Consider the following 17,308-nt stretch of genomic DNA (forward strand, 5'->3'; position numbering starts at 1 on the left):
GATGGAGCGGGAGTTGGATCGATATGAGCCCGGATCAGCGGACACAGGATAAATCTCAGGTCGAGGCCGGTGAGACTCCGGTGAGTGGAAGCCAGGGCCTGACCGAGGACGAGGCGGCCAGGCGACTGGCGAGGTTTGGCGAGAATGTCCTGAGCGAGCACCACATTACCGCATTCGAGCGCCTGGCGCGTTTCTTCTGGGGGCCGATACCCTGGATGATCGAAATCGCCGCCGTCCTGTCTGCAGTGCTTGAGCACTGGGACGATTTCGCCATTATCGTAACCATGCTGCTTGTCAATGCGGGCGTGGGGTTCTGGCAGGAATTCAAGGCCGACAATGCGATTGCGCTCCTGAAGCAGCGGCTCGCGCTCAAGGCGAGGGTGCGCCGCGACGGCCAGTGGAAGGACATCGAAGCTCGCCTGCTCGTTCCGGGGGATCTCGTGCACGTGAAGCTCGGCAATGTGATACCCGCTGACCTGAAACTCGTGGACGGAGAGTATCTGAGCGTTGATCAGGCAGCATTGACGGGCGAATCGCTGCCCGTCGACAAGAAGGCTGGCGACGATGCCTATTCCGGTTCGATCGCGAAGCAGGGAGAAATGAGCGGTGTCGTGACCGCAACCGGCATGCAAACGTATTTTGGCAAGACAGCGCACCTGGTCGAACAGGCGAGCACCGTCTCGCACTTTCAGCGCGCCGTGCTGCGCATTGGCAATTTCCTGATCCTGGTTACGATCGGCCTTGTCCTGCTCATCGGTCTGGCCGCTTTGTTTCGCCGCGATCCTGTGGTCGAGACGATCCAGTTTGCTCTCATACTGACGGTCGCATCGATTCCCGTTGCGCTGCCTGCGGTCCTGTCCGTCACTATGGCTATTGGAGCGGAGCGTCTGGCGAAGCTGAAAGCCATCGTTTCGCGGCTGGTGGCGATCGAGGAAATGGCGGGCATGGACCTGCTGTGCAGCGATAAAACCGGAACGCTCACCAAAAACGAGTTGACGCTGGGCCAGATCGAGCCCGCGGCATCGGTCAAGCCTGAAGAACTCATGCTGGCCGCGGCACTGGCCTCTCGCCGCGAGGCGCCGGATGCGATCGACGCCGCCATCCTCGCCGGCATGCCGTCCGGCGCGACGAATCGCTACACGATCAAAAGCTTTCGCCCGTTCGACCCGGTCGCCAAGCGCGCAGAGGCGGACGTCCAGGGCGAGGGCCGCGGCTTCAAGGTGACCAAAGGCGCCCCGCAGGTTGTCGTCGATCTCTGCGCACCGGACGAGCACACGCGCCGCACGATCGCTGATAGCGTCGAGCAGGCGGCGTCGAGAGGGTTTCGCACGCTCGGTGTCGCGCAAACCGACGAAACGGGGAAGTGGCACTACCTGGGACTTCTCCCGCTTTTCGACCCGCCGCGCGACGACTGTGCGCAGACGATCGCGGCCACCCGCGAGATGGGCGTCGGGATCAAGATGGTAACGGGCGATCACGAGGCGATCGCGAAGGAAATCGCGGGGCAACTCAAGCTTGGCCAGAACATTGTCGTCGCGGAATCGGTTTTCGAACATGACAACGAGGGCGAGCAGCTAGGGCGCATTCTCGCCGCAGATGGTTTTGCGCGGGTGTTCCCGGAACACAAGTTCCGGATCGTCAAGACGCTGCAGGATGCCGGGCATATCGTCGGCATGACGGGCGACGGTGTGAACGATGCTCCAGCGCTCAAGCAGGCCGACGTCGGCATCGCGGTGAGCGGCGCGACCGACGCAGCACGCGCCGCGGCCGACCTCGTGCTGACCGCGCCGGGTCTGTCGGTGATTACGACGGCGATCGAGGAGGCGCGGCGGATCTTCGAGCGCATGACGAGCTACGCGATCTACCGGATCGCCGAGACGATCCGTCTGCTGCTGTTCATGACGGCGAGCATTCTTGTCTTCAACTTCTATCCAGTGACTGCCATCATGGTCGTGCTGCTGGCCCTGCTCAATGATCTGCCGATCATGATGATCGCGTATGACAATGCACCGATGGCCACGAAGCCCGTAAGGTGGGACATGGCGCGCGTGCTCACCGTCGCGTCCGTACTCGGCGTTTATGGTGTGATCGAAAGCTTTGGCCTGTTCTGGCTCGTACGGGATTACCTCGCCTTGCCACTGCCGGTCGTGCAGGCACTCATCTTCTTGAAGCTGCTCGTTTCCGGTCACATGACGATCTACCTCACGCGCAACAGGGGCGCCGTGTGGCAGCGCCCGAGCTAACGTCAATAGTGGTGTATGAGCTTTTTGATGGCGGTCGATTTCAAGCGGCGAGTTTCTGCTGAACCGGCCGATCGTCTTGCACCGGTTCGCCGTCCTTGAAGGCAACGCCCTCGAGCAACAGCTTGATCTTCTCCGGGCCGTTGATACGGCGCCAGGTTTTCTCAGCTTCCTCGATCAGCTTGAATGCCAGTCCGAGGAAGGTTGGTCGCGACACGCAGTTACGCGTGCGCGTCGTACGGTGGCGCACCGTCGCGAACGTCGATTCAATCGCGTTGGTCGTGCGCAGATGCTGCCAGTGCTCGGCAGGGAATTCGTAAAACGCGAGCAAGCTCTCCCGGTCCTTCTTCAACGTCTCGCTCGCCTTCGGATATTTGGCTGCATAGATCGACACGAAACGATCGAACGCGGCGTGCGCATCGGCGCGGGTCGCGGCCATCCAGATCGATTGCATGTCGGCCTTCGCGCGTGCCTGTTGCGACTTGGGCAGCGCGTTCAGTACGTTGCCCATCTTGTGAAACCAACAGCGCTGGCCACGCGTCGCCGGAAACACCTCTTCCAGCGCCGCCCAGAAGCCCATTGCGCCGTCGCCGACAGCCAGCCGTGGACCTGCCGTCAGACCGCGCTTTTTCAGGTCGAGCAGAAGCTCCAGCCACGACGCTTTCGTCTCGCGATACCCATCGCCGATCGCCACACGCTCTTTGCTCCCGTCCGGTTTCACACCAATGATGACCAGCAAGCATTGCCCGTCGGAGTTCTCACTGCGCAGCCCCGTGTGAATGCCGTCGACCCACCAATAGACGTAGTGCGACCCGGACATGTCACGCCGGCTCCAGGCCACATGCTCGTCGGCCCATTGCGCCTTCAGCCGGCTCACCACGTTGGCCGACAAGCCCTTGGCGTCATCGCCCAGCAGCACGCGCAACGCTTCGCCCATATCGCCCGTCGAGATGCCCTTCAGATACAGCCAGGGCAGCGCTGCGCTCACGCGAGGCGACTTCCTCACATACGGCGGCACGATCGTCGAATTGAACTTCACGCCCGACCCCGATCGATCGCGCACCTTCGGCACCTTTACCGCAATCGGCCCGGCGGCCGTCAACACCTCGCGCTCTGGCAAGTAGCCGTTACGCACCACGGCGCGTTGCCCGTGCAAAGTCTTGACGTTCGCGAACCGCTCCATCAGCTCCGCCAACTCCGCTTCGATCGCTTGCTGAATCACCTGCCGCGCTCCCTGGCGAACCAATTCGTCCAGGCCAAGCCCGACTCCCGATAGACCGACGACTGCTTTTTCCGTATCCTTGCTCATGGTGGATGGTTTGATGTTTGCTGGATTCCGACTTCGACAATCAGATTCTCAGCTGAAACCTCCACCGCCTTCAACTTCCCGCCTCAACTCCCCCGTACACCACTTCCGACTTTAGCTCGCAGCGCCCCTGGCCCAACCTTAAGCTCGTTGTACCGTGTGAACTGACCCAGCTTGCCGGCACGCTGGTGGTCGTCTACGGCCTGTTCATGGCCCCGACCGGCTGGCGTTACGCGCTGCTGGTCTGGGCCTACGCGCTGCTGTCGTTCGGTGTGGCAAGCATGATCAAGATCGCTGTGTACCGTCTGCTCGATCACCGCGAAGCGAGACAGGAGCGTCATCTGTCACGTGTGGAAGGCAATCTGATGCCGCACGCAACGAAGTTTCGTTGACCACGGGGCCGGTCGTGCGCAAGCCCTCACGGCCCCGTTGCCCATTCACATCATGGAAATGTATATGCCGAAAGAACCCTCGATCAAAACATCCGGGCTGTCGTTGCTGAGCGTACCCGCATTCTGGCCCGTGGCCATGGCGCAGGCACTTCTCGAGGAAGGTGGTGAGCTTTACGCAAGGAACCTCAAGTTCATCGACGAAGAGATCAGGATCCGCGAGGAGTCAAGGCCAAAGCTCGCAACGGCGAACCAGATCCGTCTGGACCTGCGCACGATGCTGCTGCGGGACTATGGCAAGCCGGATGGCCACGTACCGACTCTGGTCGTCGCGCCCTATGCCGGACACACCGCGGTGATCGCCGACTACCGCCAGGGGCAGAGCCTCGTCGAAACCTTGCTTGCGAACGGCATAGGCCATGTGGCGCTAACCGACTGGAAGTCGGCCACGCCCGACATGAAGGACCTGGAAATCGACAACTATCTGGCAGAACTGGTGGTGGCCATCGACGACCTGGGCGGGCGCGTGAACCTCGTCGGGCTTTGCCAGGGCGGCTGGACGTCGGCCATGATTGCGGCGCGCTTTCCCCAGAAGGTGGCCAAACTCGTGCTCGCGGGCTCACCGATCGACACCGATGCCGGAAACGGAGCGATCAAACGGATGGTGCACACGTCGCCGCTGTCGTTCTACGAGGAACTGGTCGAACTGGGCGGCGGCCTGATGAAAGGTAAATTCATGCTGCAGGGCTGGAAGAACATGCACCCGGACCAGCACTACATCCAGCAGCATGTCGATCTGTACGAACATATCGACGATCCCTCGTACCTCGCGAAGGAGGAAGCGTTCGAGAGCTGGTACGAAAACCCGATCGACCTGCCGGGACGCTGGTACCTCCAGGCGATCACGCAGCTTTTCAAGGAGAATCGGCTCGCGAAAGGCACGTTCGTCGGGCTGGGCCGCAGGCTCGACCTCCACGACATCGTCTGCCCCGCGTTTTTGCTCGCGGGTGCCGCGGACGACATTACCACGCCCGAGCAGGTCCTCGATGCCAGCCGGTATCTCGGTACAGCAAAAGACCTGATTGTCCGGAAGACCGTCGCGGGCGGGCACATTGGTCTATTCATGGGGGCGAGAACGCTGTCGGAACACTGGCCGCAGATCGCCCGATGGATCGCGGGGCAGTGAGGCCGATGATCGACGAGGGCGCGTCGACCGTGCCATGTTCATGGCGCCAGGGGGCATGACGCGCAGGCTGGGAGAGGCAGGATGAAAATCGATTCCGGTGACTTTCGGGTACGCGAGGGCGCGCTGGTTCAACTCGGGAAGTGGCCCACGCGCGTGGCCCCGGTCTACAAGTCGAAGAGCCAGTATCACGCCATGCTGGACGAACACATCCGGCACTTGAGCGAGCAGCAAAGCCTGCTCTATGCCGATGATCGTTACGCGGTCCTGTTCATCTTCCAGGCGATGGACGCCGCGGGAAAGGATGGAGTGATCAAGCACGTCATGTCGGGTGTCAATCCACAGGGCTGCCAGGTGTTCAGCTTCAAGCATCCGAGCGCGCAGGAGCTTCAGCACGATTTCCTCTGGCGTACCACGCGCGACCTGCCTGAGCGCGGCCGCATCGGCATCTTCAACCGCTCGTATTACGAGGAAGTACTGATCCTGCGGGTGCATCCGGAGATACTGGCCGGTGAGGGCGTGGCCTCCCACGCGGGCACCGGCGAGAACCTGTGGCAGGGCCGATATCGCTCGATCAACGATCTCGAGCGTCACCTGCATCGCAATGGCACGTGTATCGTAAAATTCTTTCTGCACCTCTCGAAGGAGGAGCAGCGCAAGCGCTTCCTCGCGCGCATCGACGAACCCGACAAGAACTGGAAATTCAGCACGGCGGACATCGAAGAGCGCAAGTTCTGGGCGCAGTACATGAGTGCCTATGAGCAATGCCTGAGTGCGACGAGCACAGATGCAGCCCCCTGGTACATCGTGCCTGCCGACGACAAGGAGAACGCGCGGCTCGTCGTGTCGCAGATCATTCTGGATACGTTCGAGCGCCTGAAGCTGCGCTATCCCGAGACAACGCAGGCGCGACGAAGGGAACTGGCCGGGATTCGCAGCCAGCTCGCGGGAGATGAGGGCGGTTAAGCGCCGCCGGAAAGCGAGACACACTGAACGCCGGAGTCGCTCGGCGCTGCGCCGCGGATTTCGCCAGCGCATTGATGACCTGCACCTTTGCATGAAGGGATAGTCTGCGAAAGCCGGCCGCAGGTGAGGGTCATGCACGTGCAAGGCATCATAACGGATTCCCGACAGACAGGCCATTACCATGAGTGAAGCAAGTGACAACGAAGTGTTGATCTCCGATAACGCGGGGGCTGTCAACCATCATTACCGGTTTCACATGCAGCACCTTCATCTCAGTTCGGTGTTCGGCGACGACTGGTTCGGGCGCAAGGCCGAGCACTTCGCGCGTTTCTTTGGGACACCGACCTTTCTCGTGGCGCAAACCGCGATAGTTGGCGTGTGGATTGTCGTGAACGTACTGGGATGGACAAAATTCGACGTCTACCCGTTTATTCTGCTCAATCTTGCGTTCAGCCTCCAGGCTGCGTACGCCGCACCGATGATTCTGCTTGCACAAACGCGCCAGGCGGACCGTGACAAGGCACATGCGGACGCCGACGCTCGTCACCGCGAAGACCTCGCCAAGGCGAGTGAGCAGCGGCAGGCGTTAGCTGCCCAGCAAACGGAGCAGCTCGTTGCCCTGCTTGAACAGAATACCCGTCTCACCGAAATGACAAAGGCACTGAGCGAGCGTATTGAGGCCCTGACACTCGAAGTGCACGGCAAGCTGACGAAACACAAGGGAGATGCGTAGCGCCGTCTGACCAGCCAACGAGACACTGCAGGAGGCGTGACCGACCTGCAGTGTGAGTGAGCCACGTGTGCGCCAGGCCCAGACAGCCCCGGCTTCGTGCGCTTTCTGTGCCTCTGCGCGCAGCCGGCGTCGGAGTTCGCGCACGAGCATCCACGCGCCCATCGCAATCGCCACCGTAAAGAGAGCCGTCAACGACGTCAGCCATGCGGCGCGCACACGCCAGTCCGCATAGACCTCATTCAGCGCGGGCGCCACATCGACGATGGACGGCAAATCGCCTACTTGAACTTGTTCTCGTACGACCAGTCCTCACCCTGCGGAGCCATATCGGACTGACGTTGCCCGCGATTTTCGCATCCGCTAACCGAGCACTTATTATGCCGCTTCCTTTCGCTGTGCGGCGTGCCAGTCTTGTTCAAATTGCATCGGACTGACGTAATTCAACGTCGAGTGCAAGCGCGAATGATTGTAGAAGCTCAACCAGTCGATTACCTCGTCCATCGCTTCGCGACGCGTCGCAAAGCGTTTGCCGTGGATGCGCGCCTGCTTCAGCGATCCCCACAGGCTTTCGGTCGGTGCGTTGTCCCAACAATTTGCTCGGCGACTCATCGAGCTTTGCATGCCGTAGCTCTTGAGCAGGTCCTGAAACTCGGCGCTGCAATATTGGCTCCCACGGTCGCTGTGCACGATCAGACCGGTCTCGGGGCGACGACGGAACCACGCCATACGCAACGCGTCAGAAACCAGCTCCGTGCGCATGTGCGGCTTGAGCGACCAGCCCACGACCTGGCGGCTAAACAGATCCAGGATGACCGTCAGGTACAGCCAGCCCTCGTCGGTCCACAGATACGTGATGTCTGTCGTCCAGACCTGATCGGGCTTCGCCGGCGAGAAGTCGCGTTGCAGCAGGTTCGGTGCGACCGGAAGGTTGTGGCTGCTGTCTGTCGTGGCCTTGAAGCGGCGTTTGGTCCGCGCCTTGATGCCATGCAGCTTCATCAGCCGTTGAACCCGGTCCTTGCTCACGCGAATGCCTTGCGCAAGCAGCTTTTTCCACACGCGCGGCCAGCCGTACTCGCCTTTGGATTCGGCGTGCACGGCCTTGATGTGGACCAGCAACGCATCGTTGCTGATACGTCGGCGCGGCCGATCAGGATCAACGTCTCGGGCCTTGCGGTTGTGATAACCACTGGGGCTGACACCCAGCGCCTCACAGGCCACGGATACCGGCCATTGTCGGCTGTGCCGCTCAATCCAGGCATACTTCACGCCGACCTCTTCGCGAAGTATGCCGTCGCTTTTCCCAGGATGTCGCGCTCCATGCGCAGCTTCGCGTTCTCTGCCCTGAGTCGCGCAATTTCCATCTGTTCGGCCGATACCTGTTTGCCTGCGCCAGCGAGCTTGCCAGCCTCGTCAGCCTTGAGCCAGCTGTTTAGCGTCTGCGTACTGATGCCCAGAATCTTTGCCACCGCCGCCTGGCTCTGGCCGTTACGCACCATGCGAACCGCCTCAACCTTGAATTCCAGCGTGTACCGCGCCCTCGGGTTACCCATTGCTCAATCCTCCGTCACTGAAGTTTTACACACTCTCAATAACGGATACGTTTTTCGAGGGCAAGGTCAGACCAGTGTGGTGAGTTGCGGCTTAACAGGTCGCTGAAATACACCACTGACGCGGCCTCGCTCCAATTACGCGGCTCTCGCGGCAAGATCTTTCGCATTGCGCAAATTCAATGCGAATTCAACGTCCTCTTAAGCGCTTTGAGGCCAATTCCTGGCCTCATGTGCGCGTTTACCGTCACTATGGACGGACCTGTGCTAAGGATCGCAGACGCACGAGGTTGTAGGTGGCCATATTCAACACAAACATCTGATCCACCTTCTTCAACCCGCGCACCATCGCTTGGCGCATGCGCCCCGCGGTCTTCGCCCAGCCGAAGCCTTGTTCGATCAGCTTGCGCTTTTGCTGAGAAATGGCGTAGCCCACGCTCGAGGCAATCGTGTCGCCCACCGCCGAACGTCGCCCCGCAGTATTTTGCGCTACGTGCGGTGTGACCTTCATCTCGTGGCAGGCCTCGATGAATTCCTGTGCGTCGTAACCCTTGTCCGCACCCAGCGTGATCTCCGCGCTCGCATCCTGTACCGCTTGCCGCGCGTCGTTGATCATGATCTTGGCCGCTTTGCCACGCAATGGGAAGCGCCCAGCATGCGCATCATCCCTCAAGTTCCGCAACATGCCTCAGGAAGGCTTGCCCGGACCAGCATCCGGGCAGGGAATCAAGACGTCATCGACATTGTCAGTGACGTCGAGTGCGACCTTGAGCGACGGAATCGCCAAAGCCCAAAGATCGCGAGGTGACCGGCAAGCGCGAGGGAGCATGGCTCAGCCGCGTATCAGACATGATCAATCGCTTGAGCCGCGAATTTGACCATGGCGACGCGTTCGTTCCCCAATGCGGGTGCTTTCTCATTCCGCTTGTGCTCGCGCAGGTGGTAGGGCCGTTGGGGTGTTTGCCGATGCGCAGATCCGCCATCCAGTTCTTCCCCCTGAAGGAGAAGCCGACATATCAAGTCGCCACTCCGGGCTCACGTGATGTGGTCTTTTGATCCAGGTCAGTTGCACCAGGCTATTCAGCGAATAGGCTGGTTTTCAGGTTGCCATCACCTGACCTGCGCTGATGCGGCACGCTGTTGATCTGCCAGTTACTGTGCACGCGGTGGCCGACTGAGAAAAGGAGACGGCTGAGCCATTTCGCCTGCCTGCTTCCTTTGGCTAGGTGGTGGGGTGCGGGCTTAGCTGTCATAGCGTCGCCCTTGAGGCGGTTAGAAATCCGTCAATTGCGGCGCCCCACTAGCGGAAGGCCCGTTGTAGTCGGGGATATTCCGGAAGAGAGGATGCCATGAGGCAAAGTAATGCGCTCCGCGGTCTCATATTTGTCATTGTTTTATGCGCAGGTTTTCTTCTTTCGTACCACGAAATCGTTATCGGTTCGTACACGGAAAGCTTGCTTATCATTCCCGCGACATTGGTCATTTCCTTTCTGCTCAGTTCATCGCTCAGAATCGCCAATCAGTGGGAAAAAGCCATTGTTTTGCGATTGGGTCGCATTCGTTCAGTCAATGGCCCGGGAGTATTTTTTATCATCCCTATTATCGAGACGATTCCGTACTGGATAGACACCCGTGTGATTACGAGTGCCTTCAAGGCCGAAAAGACGCTTACGAAAGACACCGTGCCGGTCGACGTCGACGCGGTACTCTTCTGGAAAGTTATTGACCCCCGAAAGGCCGCCCTGGACGTTGCAGACTATTGGAGTGCCATCACGTGGGCCGCACAAACGGCCTTGCGCGACGTCATCGGAAAAACGGTACTTGCGGACATGCTCGAAGGCAGAGAGAAAATCAGCGATGAGCTTGGTCGGATTATCGACCAGCGCACCGAACCATGGGGTATCACTGTTATCTCTGTTGAAGTCAAGGACGTTTTGATCCCTTCGTCACTCGAGGACGCGATGTCGATGCAGGCGCAGGCAGAACGGGAAAGGCAGGCACGCATAATTCTGGGTGATTCGGAGCGGCAAGTCGCAGAAAAATTTGGCGAAGCCGCAAAGCGCTATGTCGAGGACCCAGTCGCGCTGCATCTCAGGGCAATGAACATGCTCTATGAGGGATTGAAGCAGAATTCTACGATCGTTGTCGTCCCAAGTTCAGCGGTGGAGACAATGCAACTGGGCTCCATCGCCGGACTTGCTGCACTCACAAAGCAACTGAATCAGGCTTCGACGATGGGCCATAGGGCGTCAGGCGCAGAGCGCGGGGAGCCGTCGGAGAGCGAGGTTGACAGGACGAGTGAAAATAACCGGCAACTCGAAACATCGGAGCAATTGACCTAATTTACGTATACATCCGGTTATCGGACGGGCGGGAAGGAAGTTGGAATGAGTACCGAACCATTACTCGTAGAAGAAGCAGAGTCCCTGACGATCAGCCGCGGTTACCTGTTTTCCGCAAACGGAGTCGGCCGGAAGATCAACGTGAATGAGGCTGTCGAGTGGCTGACGCACGATGATAGCGAGAAAGGATTCCTCTGGCTGCATTTCCCTGACGTCCCGAGTATCCTGAGCGGCTGGCCGAGGCGGCTTTTGAATTTGCCTCCGGGGTTCGGCGATACGCTTCGCGAAAGCTTGCGCTCGACCCGCATCGAGCACGTCAATCAAAACCTCATTGCCGTCGTCAATGACATCGACTATGACTTTGAGCGAAAAGGCCCGCTCAAGGTCGCAACGCTGTGGGTAAGCGTTGGGGCGCGCTGCCTTCTGAGCGTTCGAAGTCTTCCTCTGCGTTCAGTCGATCAATTGGCGCACGAAGTCGAGGCCGGGGTCACGTTCCCTAGTACGATGGCGCTCCTGATAGGGCTTCTTCAGCGACAGGCAGATCTCCTGTTCGGCATCGTGCGCAGTTCGACCCGAACAGCCAACGAGGTCGAAATAGCCTTGCGTGCCGGAAAACTGCCAAAGCGATCGAGTCTGGGTGGTGTTCGTCCCGACCTTGTGCGACTGCGGCGCCTGTTAGTGCCGGAGCCAGCGGCCCTGTTTCGACTCATCAACCGACCGCCCCTTTGGGTGCGGGAGGAGGACGTACAGTCATTGAGGCAGTCTGCTGAAGAATTTTCGGTGGCATCCCGTGACATGGCAAGTCTTCGGGAGCGTGTTCAGTTGCTCGAAGAGGAAATCGCAGCCAACGTTGCCGAGCATACCAATCGGAGCGTGCTGATACTGACTGCCGTGACGGTCATCGCTTTGCCTGTCAATCTGATTTCTGGCCTGCTAGGCATGAACATAGGCGGCCTTCCCTTTCGGCACTCGGATAACGGCTTCCTGTTCGTTGTTCTGCTGTCGTCGATCCTGACGAGTTTGAGCGCATGGCTGATTTTCCGGGGAAGACGGGACTGAATTTGCGATCGTGAGTCTCACTTCGGTCGTGCGCTACATGTGGCGTCCGTCACCAGTAAGCCTTGCGGGATCAGATCAGGTTCCGGATTAGCCTTCGAAGTCCCGCAAGTGCAAACCTCGCAATTGCCGCCAAACTCTGGAAAAGTCATTTGGCCGTCCAGACGACAGCTCCGCATCGCAATCCGCCGCTCGCCTGCCGAAAGCGCATATCACATCATCAAACGACACAAACGCACTGGCGGTCTCAAACAGGTGGGTGCTTTCGCCTGCCGACTCTGCTCGTCGGACGAGATCGCTCAGGAGCAACTTCGCGACCAGTTCAGGTCGGCTAATGCCAAGCGAAGCGAATTTGACCTCTCCGCCGCAGTAGACGATGGCCGATCCGGTCATTACCCGATATGTGCCGCTGTGCGTGGTGCCATCCCGGGATCATTCGGACATTGCGTCGCCAATTGTCGACGAGGCAGTTGAACAGGCGAAAGGGAGTCGCCAGCGACCCTTGCGCCGAAGGACCTCATCGTTGTCCATACACTCAGAAAAGCATACCTTCCGGTCAACAGCCATTCCACCGATGGCGGTGAAGGTACCGCTTTCAGTGATTACGTGAATATTTACCTGTCCGCCAAATCGCTCTGAACTGAGCGATCGGCCATTACTTCCTGGCATTTTATAACTTTTGGCCGAACTCAATGAGCCAGTAAAGAACTGGCGCCTTTTCTATGCTCCGATCAATCTCTTGCAATGTGACTCCAGTGGCGCAGAATGGCTTGCGCTGAACGGTCATCGGCAGCAGAGACGTCGCACGACCACACAGAATAATCCACTCGGGAACGTGCCTCACGCACCGCACTTTGTTACTCCCCGTGCCGCTTCACCTGAGATAATTTGGCAACCGGATTATATGCCTGCACCGAACTGGGTCCACTCGCAGTCACAGGCAGCTGCCCGACTTGCATCATGGGAAATCTCACGCTGCGCACGCTTTACGAATCGATCTGCGTTATCTCCTGCGCGTCGGTGCCAGCCTTGAGCTTGCCGTTTGGCGCATCCTTGTCCTCCAGCAACGGCTGCAGCACCGGCGCCATCGACTTGAGCAACTGTACCGCCATCGCACTCGTGAACGTGTAACGTGCCGCGTACGGCTCGTGCACCCACGCGGTGATCGCGCCATAGAAGCGGTCGCCGATCACGAACACAAAGGTCGCACAGCGGTTCACCTTGCGCGACTCAATCAGGTGCGCGCCCTTTGCGTAGACGTTGAAGCGCTGGTCGCCCGTGCCGGTCTTGCCGTAGACCGTCAGCGTCTTGCCATCCGGGAGCGTCATGCCAGCGGCGAGGCGCGTCGCCGTGCCGCCCTCCACCACTGATGTGAGCAGCTCGCGCACCACCTGCGAGATCTCCGGCGAGATGAGCGGCTGCGGTGGCGTAGTCGCATGCAGGAAGCGCGTTTCGTAAGGCGTGCCGCGCGCGAAGTCAAGCGATTCGAAGCTATGCGTCGGCAGCTTTGCGCCGTTGTCGGAGACGAGGCCGATCAGATACGCGAGCGCCGACGGCCGGTCGCCCGCCGCGCCGATCGCCGAGGCATACGAAGGCGTGATGTTGTCAAAGGGATAGCCAAGCGCGCGCCACGACCTGCCGATCGCGGTATAGGCCTTCAGCTCGATCATGTGGCGGATGCGCCGGTCCTGGGTGGCGTGATAGCGCGTCTTGAAGAGCCACCTGTAGGTATAGAGGCGTGCGTCGCGGCTTTGTTGCTGGACCTGATCGAGCGTCGCATTGGGATGGGCGCGCCGATCGTTCAGCAGCCACAGTTCGAGCGGATGGATACCCGCGATATAGCCGCGGTCGTTGAGGTTGAACTTGTCGATCGCGTACTTGCTGTAGTACTTCGCGAGGTCTTCGTCGTCGAGCCCCTGGAACCGGGTGTTCTTGAGCTGCGCACGCATCTGCGCGTTGAACCACGCCTGGTCGCCGTTCGGGTTCACGCTGCGCAACACCGTCGCGATCCGCGCCGGGCCCTTGCGCGTATGCTGCAGCAGGACTTGCAGCGACTCGTCGCTGTTCATGCCCTGGTAGCGCGTGTAGAAACGCTTCATATAAACCTGGCTTTCGGCGTCGGCGAACTGCGTGAGATAGTGGTTGCGCACCGCCGGATCGTCGAGGTATTTCGCGGGCGGCCCCGCGACCTGGAACATCTCGTAGTGGACGATGTCGCGCATGAGCCGCACGAACACAAGATTCACCGAATGCTGGAACGCGCGCTGCACGGTGAGGATCTGCGCGTTGTCGCTCGATTCGAAATTATTGAAGGTCTGCGCGCCGCCGCCCGTGTAGAAGACCTCGCCCGGATTCGCCGAATACTTGCGCTGCACGGCCGCTTCGAGCATGGCAGGCAGCGACCGGTCGGGCGTCGTCGAGAGATAGTCGAGCGCCCAGCGCGTGAGCGCATCGCCCGGGTCGACCTGCGGAATCATCGCGCGCAGCGTCTTCGCATCGTCATTCGCGTACTTCGCGTGCAGCACGCTCACGATCTGCAGATACGTAATGAGCGTGCGCAGCTTGGCCGTCGAGCCGAGATTCAGGCGCGCACCGGAATTGATGTCGAACGGCTCGTTCACGCTGTCGGTCTGCACGCGCATGAGATTCTCGCCTCCGCGGCGCTCGAACAGCGTGAAGCTGTATGCGATCTTCGAGGGATCGTCGGCAGGCTTCAGCATCTCGAAGCCCACGAGGCCTGCTGCGCGCGCGCCCTCCCTGGTCGCGGCATCGGTGAGCCGGTCGCTTACGGCCTGCTGCACGGCGTCGTCGAGGGTGGACGCCGCCGAAAGATCGAGGCGGTCGATATCGTAGATCGTCTTGAGACCCAGCGCCTGCATCAACTGCGTGCGCATCGTGAGCACCGCCTTGCGCTCCACGTAAGGGACGGCCGGGCGCGGCGCGGGCTTCGAGCGGCTGAGCGTGAGCTGCGTCTCGAGCGCGGCGTCGCGCAGCGTGGGCGAGATCACGCCGCCGTTTGCGAGCAGACGCAGATAGCTGTCGGTGAGCTTCGCCAGCGCGTCGTTGTTCTTTTGCAGGAAATACGAGGGCGCACGCTGGGCGATCAGCAGCGACAGCACCTGGCGGAACGCGAGCGCCTGCTCATCGAGCGTCGAGTTCGAAATGGGCTCGCGCAGGATGCGATTGACGTCGCCGAAGTCGCGCCCGTACCAGGCCGCGAGGCCGTCGCCGATGCCGTTGATCTCGCCTACGCCCGGCCTCGCCGAGAGCGGCACGGAATTCAGGTAGTGCACGAGGATCTGCTGGCGCGCGGGCATCGTCTGCGGGCCGTCCAGATAGGCGCGCACCGAGGCCGACGCGATCTGGCGCAGCTTTTCCGGCGGCGTGGCGGTGCGCCCGCCCGTGGAGTGGCGAAACTTTTCGATCTGCGTGGCGAGCGTGCTGCCGCCCGGCGTGTGCTGATGCCTGTTCACGAGGCGCAAGCCCTGATCGACGAGCGCGCGCGAAAAGCGCCCCCAGTCGATGGCCGGATTGCGGTTCGGCTGGTCGGCGGCAAGCAGATATTTGTCCTCGATGAAGAGCAGCGAATCGCGCACCAGCGGCGGCACAGCCTCGAAGCTTTCGTAGACGCGCTGCGGATAGCGTGTACGGAACAGCAGCGAGCCGTTCGCGTCGCGCAGCACAATTCCCGCCTGGTCCTTTTCCTCATAGGGGAGGAAGAGTCCCTCGTCGGCGAGCGAAATCATGCGTGCCGAATCGCGCGCCTGCGCCGCGACGGTGAAGCCGCGCTTTTCGAGCCGGTCGGTGAACGCTGGCAGCTCCGCATAGCCAAGCCGCACATCGTACGGACCATTCGTTGTGGGAAAGCGGATGCTGTGGCTCTGCCCCGGCTCGACCGCGAAGCCGATGTCGCGTGTGAGTTCTGAGAGGTAGTGCGCCTGCAGTCTAGAGGTGTCGATTTCGATCTGGACAATGCGCACCACGATGGCGATGGCAGCCAGCATAGCGACGACCAAAGCCCACTTGATCCACCGCCAGACTGAACCGGCATGGGTGGCAGGAAGAGGAGAACGGACCGACGGGCGATTCATGATTGTTCTCCTGGACGTCGCGTCAGATCGACCAATACACCTCCCAGATAGTCTAACTTGCTGGTTGATTCATGTGTGGCCATGTCGCACGATGGCGGCGTCAGTCGCATGGCTATGACCAACAGGTCCACCGGGCAGGTACGACCCGGGCTCGATGATGCCATGCCCGATCTCGGGAGGCTGAGTTCGCCAGAGCGCCCACCAAAAGCCAGGCGGCCTGGCGCCCGGGAGGCGACGCACGTGAGGTTTCACCGCACCTCTGTGGCCTGGGCGCCGCCTGCACCAGCCCGTCCGCGCGCTGACCTATCCACCGATGCCAGGTCCACGGTACCGCGAAAGCGCGGCGGCCACCGCGGTCACAACACGCGCAGGATCTCCCGAAAAGGCTCACCGATCTGTTCCGGTATCATCCACTCATCCAATACGCTCGGGCGCACCGCCGCGATGTATAGCCTGATCGGCCCAGCACGTCTCGACGGTCCCGATCCCGAGCCGTACCTGCGTCAGGTATTCAAGCGCGTCGCTGATTCTCTGGTCATCCCTTCGGTCGAAACGTCATGACAAAGCTCGTCGGCGTGTTGCCATTGAGATCCGCCGGCATCGGATCAGAGTTCTCGACGGCGGCGACCACAGCACGATCCCACCGCGGATCTCCACTCGAACGTTGGACCGTGACACTAAGCAGCGCCCCGCTGGGGGTGCACGTGACCGCGATTACCGCTGACGGATTGCCCTCGATATCGAAAGGTGCGAGAACGTTGGCGCGCACCCGACGTGCCACTCGCGAAGCATACGCCGCCGACGCCACCTCCCCACTATCCGGTAGCGGCCTGCCAGCGATTGCCTGGAGTGCGGCGAGCCGTGCTGCGCGCTCCCGGTCCACCGACCGATTTCGCTGCTGCGCGACGCTCAGTTCCTCCGTCAGTGGCGCCCGGAGTGTCGCACCAGCGCGCGCGATCTGCGAGTCGAGTCCACGTCGTTGCTGGGGCTTGACCGTCTTGTTGCTATGCCGCGTAAGCGGCGTCTGGTTGTTCGCAGCAACGAGCCGGGCTGGCACTGTCAACCGTGATGCCCAGTCCCGCTTGACCATGCGCGGGACCGGGACAGCAAGCGGCAAAGGCGTCACCAACCCGGAGACGGTCGTGTGCGGCCCGGCGGATGCAGTCTGCTGGCCCCTCGTGCCGGCAAACAAAAGCGCCAGTAGCACGACGTGCAGGGACACCGCGAGCCCAAACGCACGCCCCATGCCCCGCTCGCGCGGCGGTCGTAGCTGCAGGCTGGATTTCGTGCTCATGGCGGATTGACGCCGGCCCGCCCGTGCACTCTGGTGACGCGGCGAACCGGTGCCCGGTTTGCTGCCACTTCCAGTGTAGTCCCTTTACGGCGTAAAAACCCAGCCAGTGATCCCCTGATGCGTCGCCGCGGCCGCAAACCAAGTTTGTGGGCGGTCGGATG

Annotated in this window: 11 protein-coding genes and 1 pseudogene; 7 read left to right on the forward strand and 5 right to left on the reverse strand. The window is 60.8% G+C overall.

The window, feature by feature from the left end; all coding sequences use genetic code 11:
• The first annotated feature begins 23 nt into the window (after nucleotides 1–23).
• The gene (locus PWP93_RS36925) at nucleotides 24–2,243 is read left to right on the forward strand and encodes a plasma-membrane proton-efflux P-type ATPase (RefSeq protein ID WP_421048392.1); all 2,220 of its coding nucleotides are present in this window, start codon (nucleotides 24–26) and stop codon (nucleotides 2,241–2,243) included.
• Between the two features lie 40 nt (nucleotides 2,244–2,283).
• On the opposite strand, the gene PWP93_RS36930 is transcribed toward PWP93_RS36925, so the two are convergent.
• The gene (locus PWP93_RS36930; protein WP_421023143.1) at nucleotides 2,284–3,549 is read right to left on the reverse strand and encodes an IS256 family transposase; all 1,266 of its coding nucleotides are present in this window, start codon (nucleotides 3,547–3,549) and stop codon (nucleotides 2,284–2,286) included.
• A 206-nt stretch (nucleotides 3,550–3,755) separates the two neighbouring features.
• Here PWP93_RS36930 and PWP93_RS36935 point away from each other — a divergent pair, with 206 nt between their 5' ends.
• The 4 genes from PWP93_RS36935 (at nucleotide 3,756) to PWP93_RS36950 (ending at nucleotide 6,817) form a co-directional block, all read left to right on the forward strand.
• Complete coding sequence (locus PWP93_RS36935; RefSeq protein ID WP_421048393.1) at nucleotides 3,756–3,938, forward strand: hypothetical protein; 183 nt, start codon at nucleotides 3,756–3,758, stop codon at nucleotides 3,936–3,938.
• 64 nt (nucleotides 3,939–4,002) lie between these two features.
• Nucleotides 4,003–5,121: an alpha/beta fold hydrolase gene (locus PWP93_RS36940; protein ID WP_421029055.1), complete on the forward strand. Its 1,119-nt coding sequence runs from the start codon at nucleotides 4,003–4,005 to the stop codon at nucleotides 5,119–5,121.
• Nucleotides 5,122–5,202: 81 nt separating this feature from the next.
• On the forward strand, nucleotides 5,203–6,084 hold the full coding sequence (locus tag PWP93_RS36945; protein WP_421029054.1) for an ADP-polyphosphate phosphotransferase: 882 nt from the start codon (nucleotides 5,203–5,205) through the stop codon (nucleotides 6,082–6,084).
• Nucleotides 6,085–6,265: 181 nt separating this feature from the next.
• Entirely contained in the window at nucleotides 6,266–6,817 is a 552-nt protein-coding gene (locus PWP93_RS36950) for a DUF1003 domain-containing protein (RefSeq protein WP_421029053.1), read from the forward strand.
• A gap of 375 nt (nucleotides 6,818–7,192) precedes the next feature.
• Here PWP93_RS36950 and PWP93_RS36955 read toward each other — a convergent pair.
• Together PWP93_RS36955 and PWP93_RS36960 are read right to left on the reverse strand one after the other, a co-directional pair.
• Nucleotides 7,193–8,367 (reverse strand): IS3 family transposase gene (locus tag PWP93_RS36955; protein WP_421028881.1). Its coding sequence is split into 2 segments (ribosomal slippage): nucleotides 7,193–8,118 and nucleotides 8,118–8,367, totalling 1,176 coding nucleotides; the frame shifts between segments, so codons are not numbered across the junction.
• Between the two features lie 247 nt (nucleotides 8,368–8,614).
• Nucleotides 8,615–9,028 (reverse strand): annotated as a pseudogene (locus tag PWP93_RS36960) (transposase); the annotation flags it as partial.
• Between the two features lie 685 nt (nucleotides 9,029–9,713).
• On the opposite strand from PWP93_RS36960, the gene PWP93_RS36965 reads away from it, so the two are divergent.
• Together PWP93_RS36965 and PWP93_RS36970 are read left to right on the forward strand one after the other, a co-directional pair.
• Nucleotides 9,714–10,706, forward strand: coding sequence for a slipin family protein (locus tag PWP93_RS36965; protein WP_421029052.1), 993 nt, complete (start codon nucleotides 9,714–9,716; stop codon nucleotides 10,704–10,706).
• A 45-nt stretch (nucleotides 10,707–10,751) separates the two neighbouring features.
• Entirely contained in the window at nucleotides 10,752–11,765 is a 1,014-nt protein-coding gene (locus PWP93_RS36970) for a CorA family divalent cation transporter (RefSeq protein WP_421029051.1), read from the forward strand.
• A gap of 983 nt (nucleotides 11,766–12,748) precedes the next feature.
• Here PWP93_RS36970 and PWP93_RS36975 read toward each other — a convergent pair.
• Nucleotides 12,749–15,853: a transglycosylase domain-containing protein gene (locus tag PWP93_RS36975; protein WP_421029050.1), complete on the reverse strand. Its 3,105-nt coding sequence runs from the start codon at nucleotides 15,851–15,853 to the stop codon at nucleotides 12,749–12,751.
• Nucleotides 15,854–16,388: 535 nt separating this feature from the next.
• On the reverse strand, nucleotides 16,389–17,147 hold the full coding sequence (locus PWP93_RS36980) for an energy transducer TonB (RefSeq protein ID WP_421029049.1): 759 nt from the start codon (nucleotides 17,145–17,147) through the stop codon (nucleotides 16,389–16,391).
• Nucleotides 17,148–17,308: the final 161 nt, after the last annotated feature.

Origin of the sequence: Paraburkholderia sp. A1RI-2L (genome assembly GCF_048957375.1) — a bacterium.
In the GTDB taxonomy this organism is placed as follows: domain Bacteria; phylum Pseudomonadota; class Gammaproteobacteria; order Burkholderiales; family Burkholderiaceae; genus Paraburkholderia.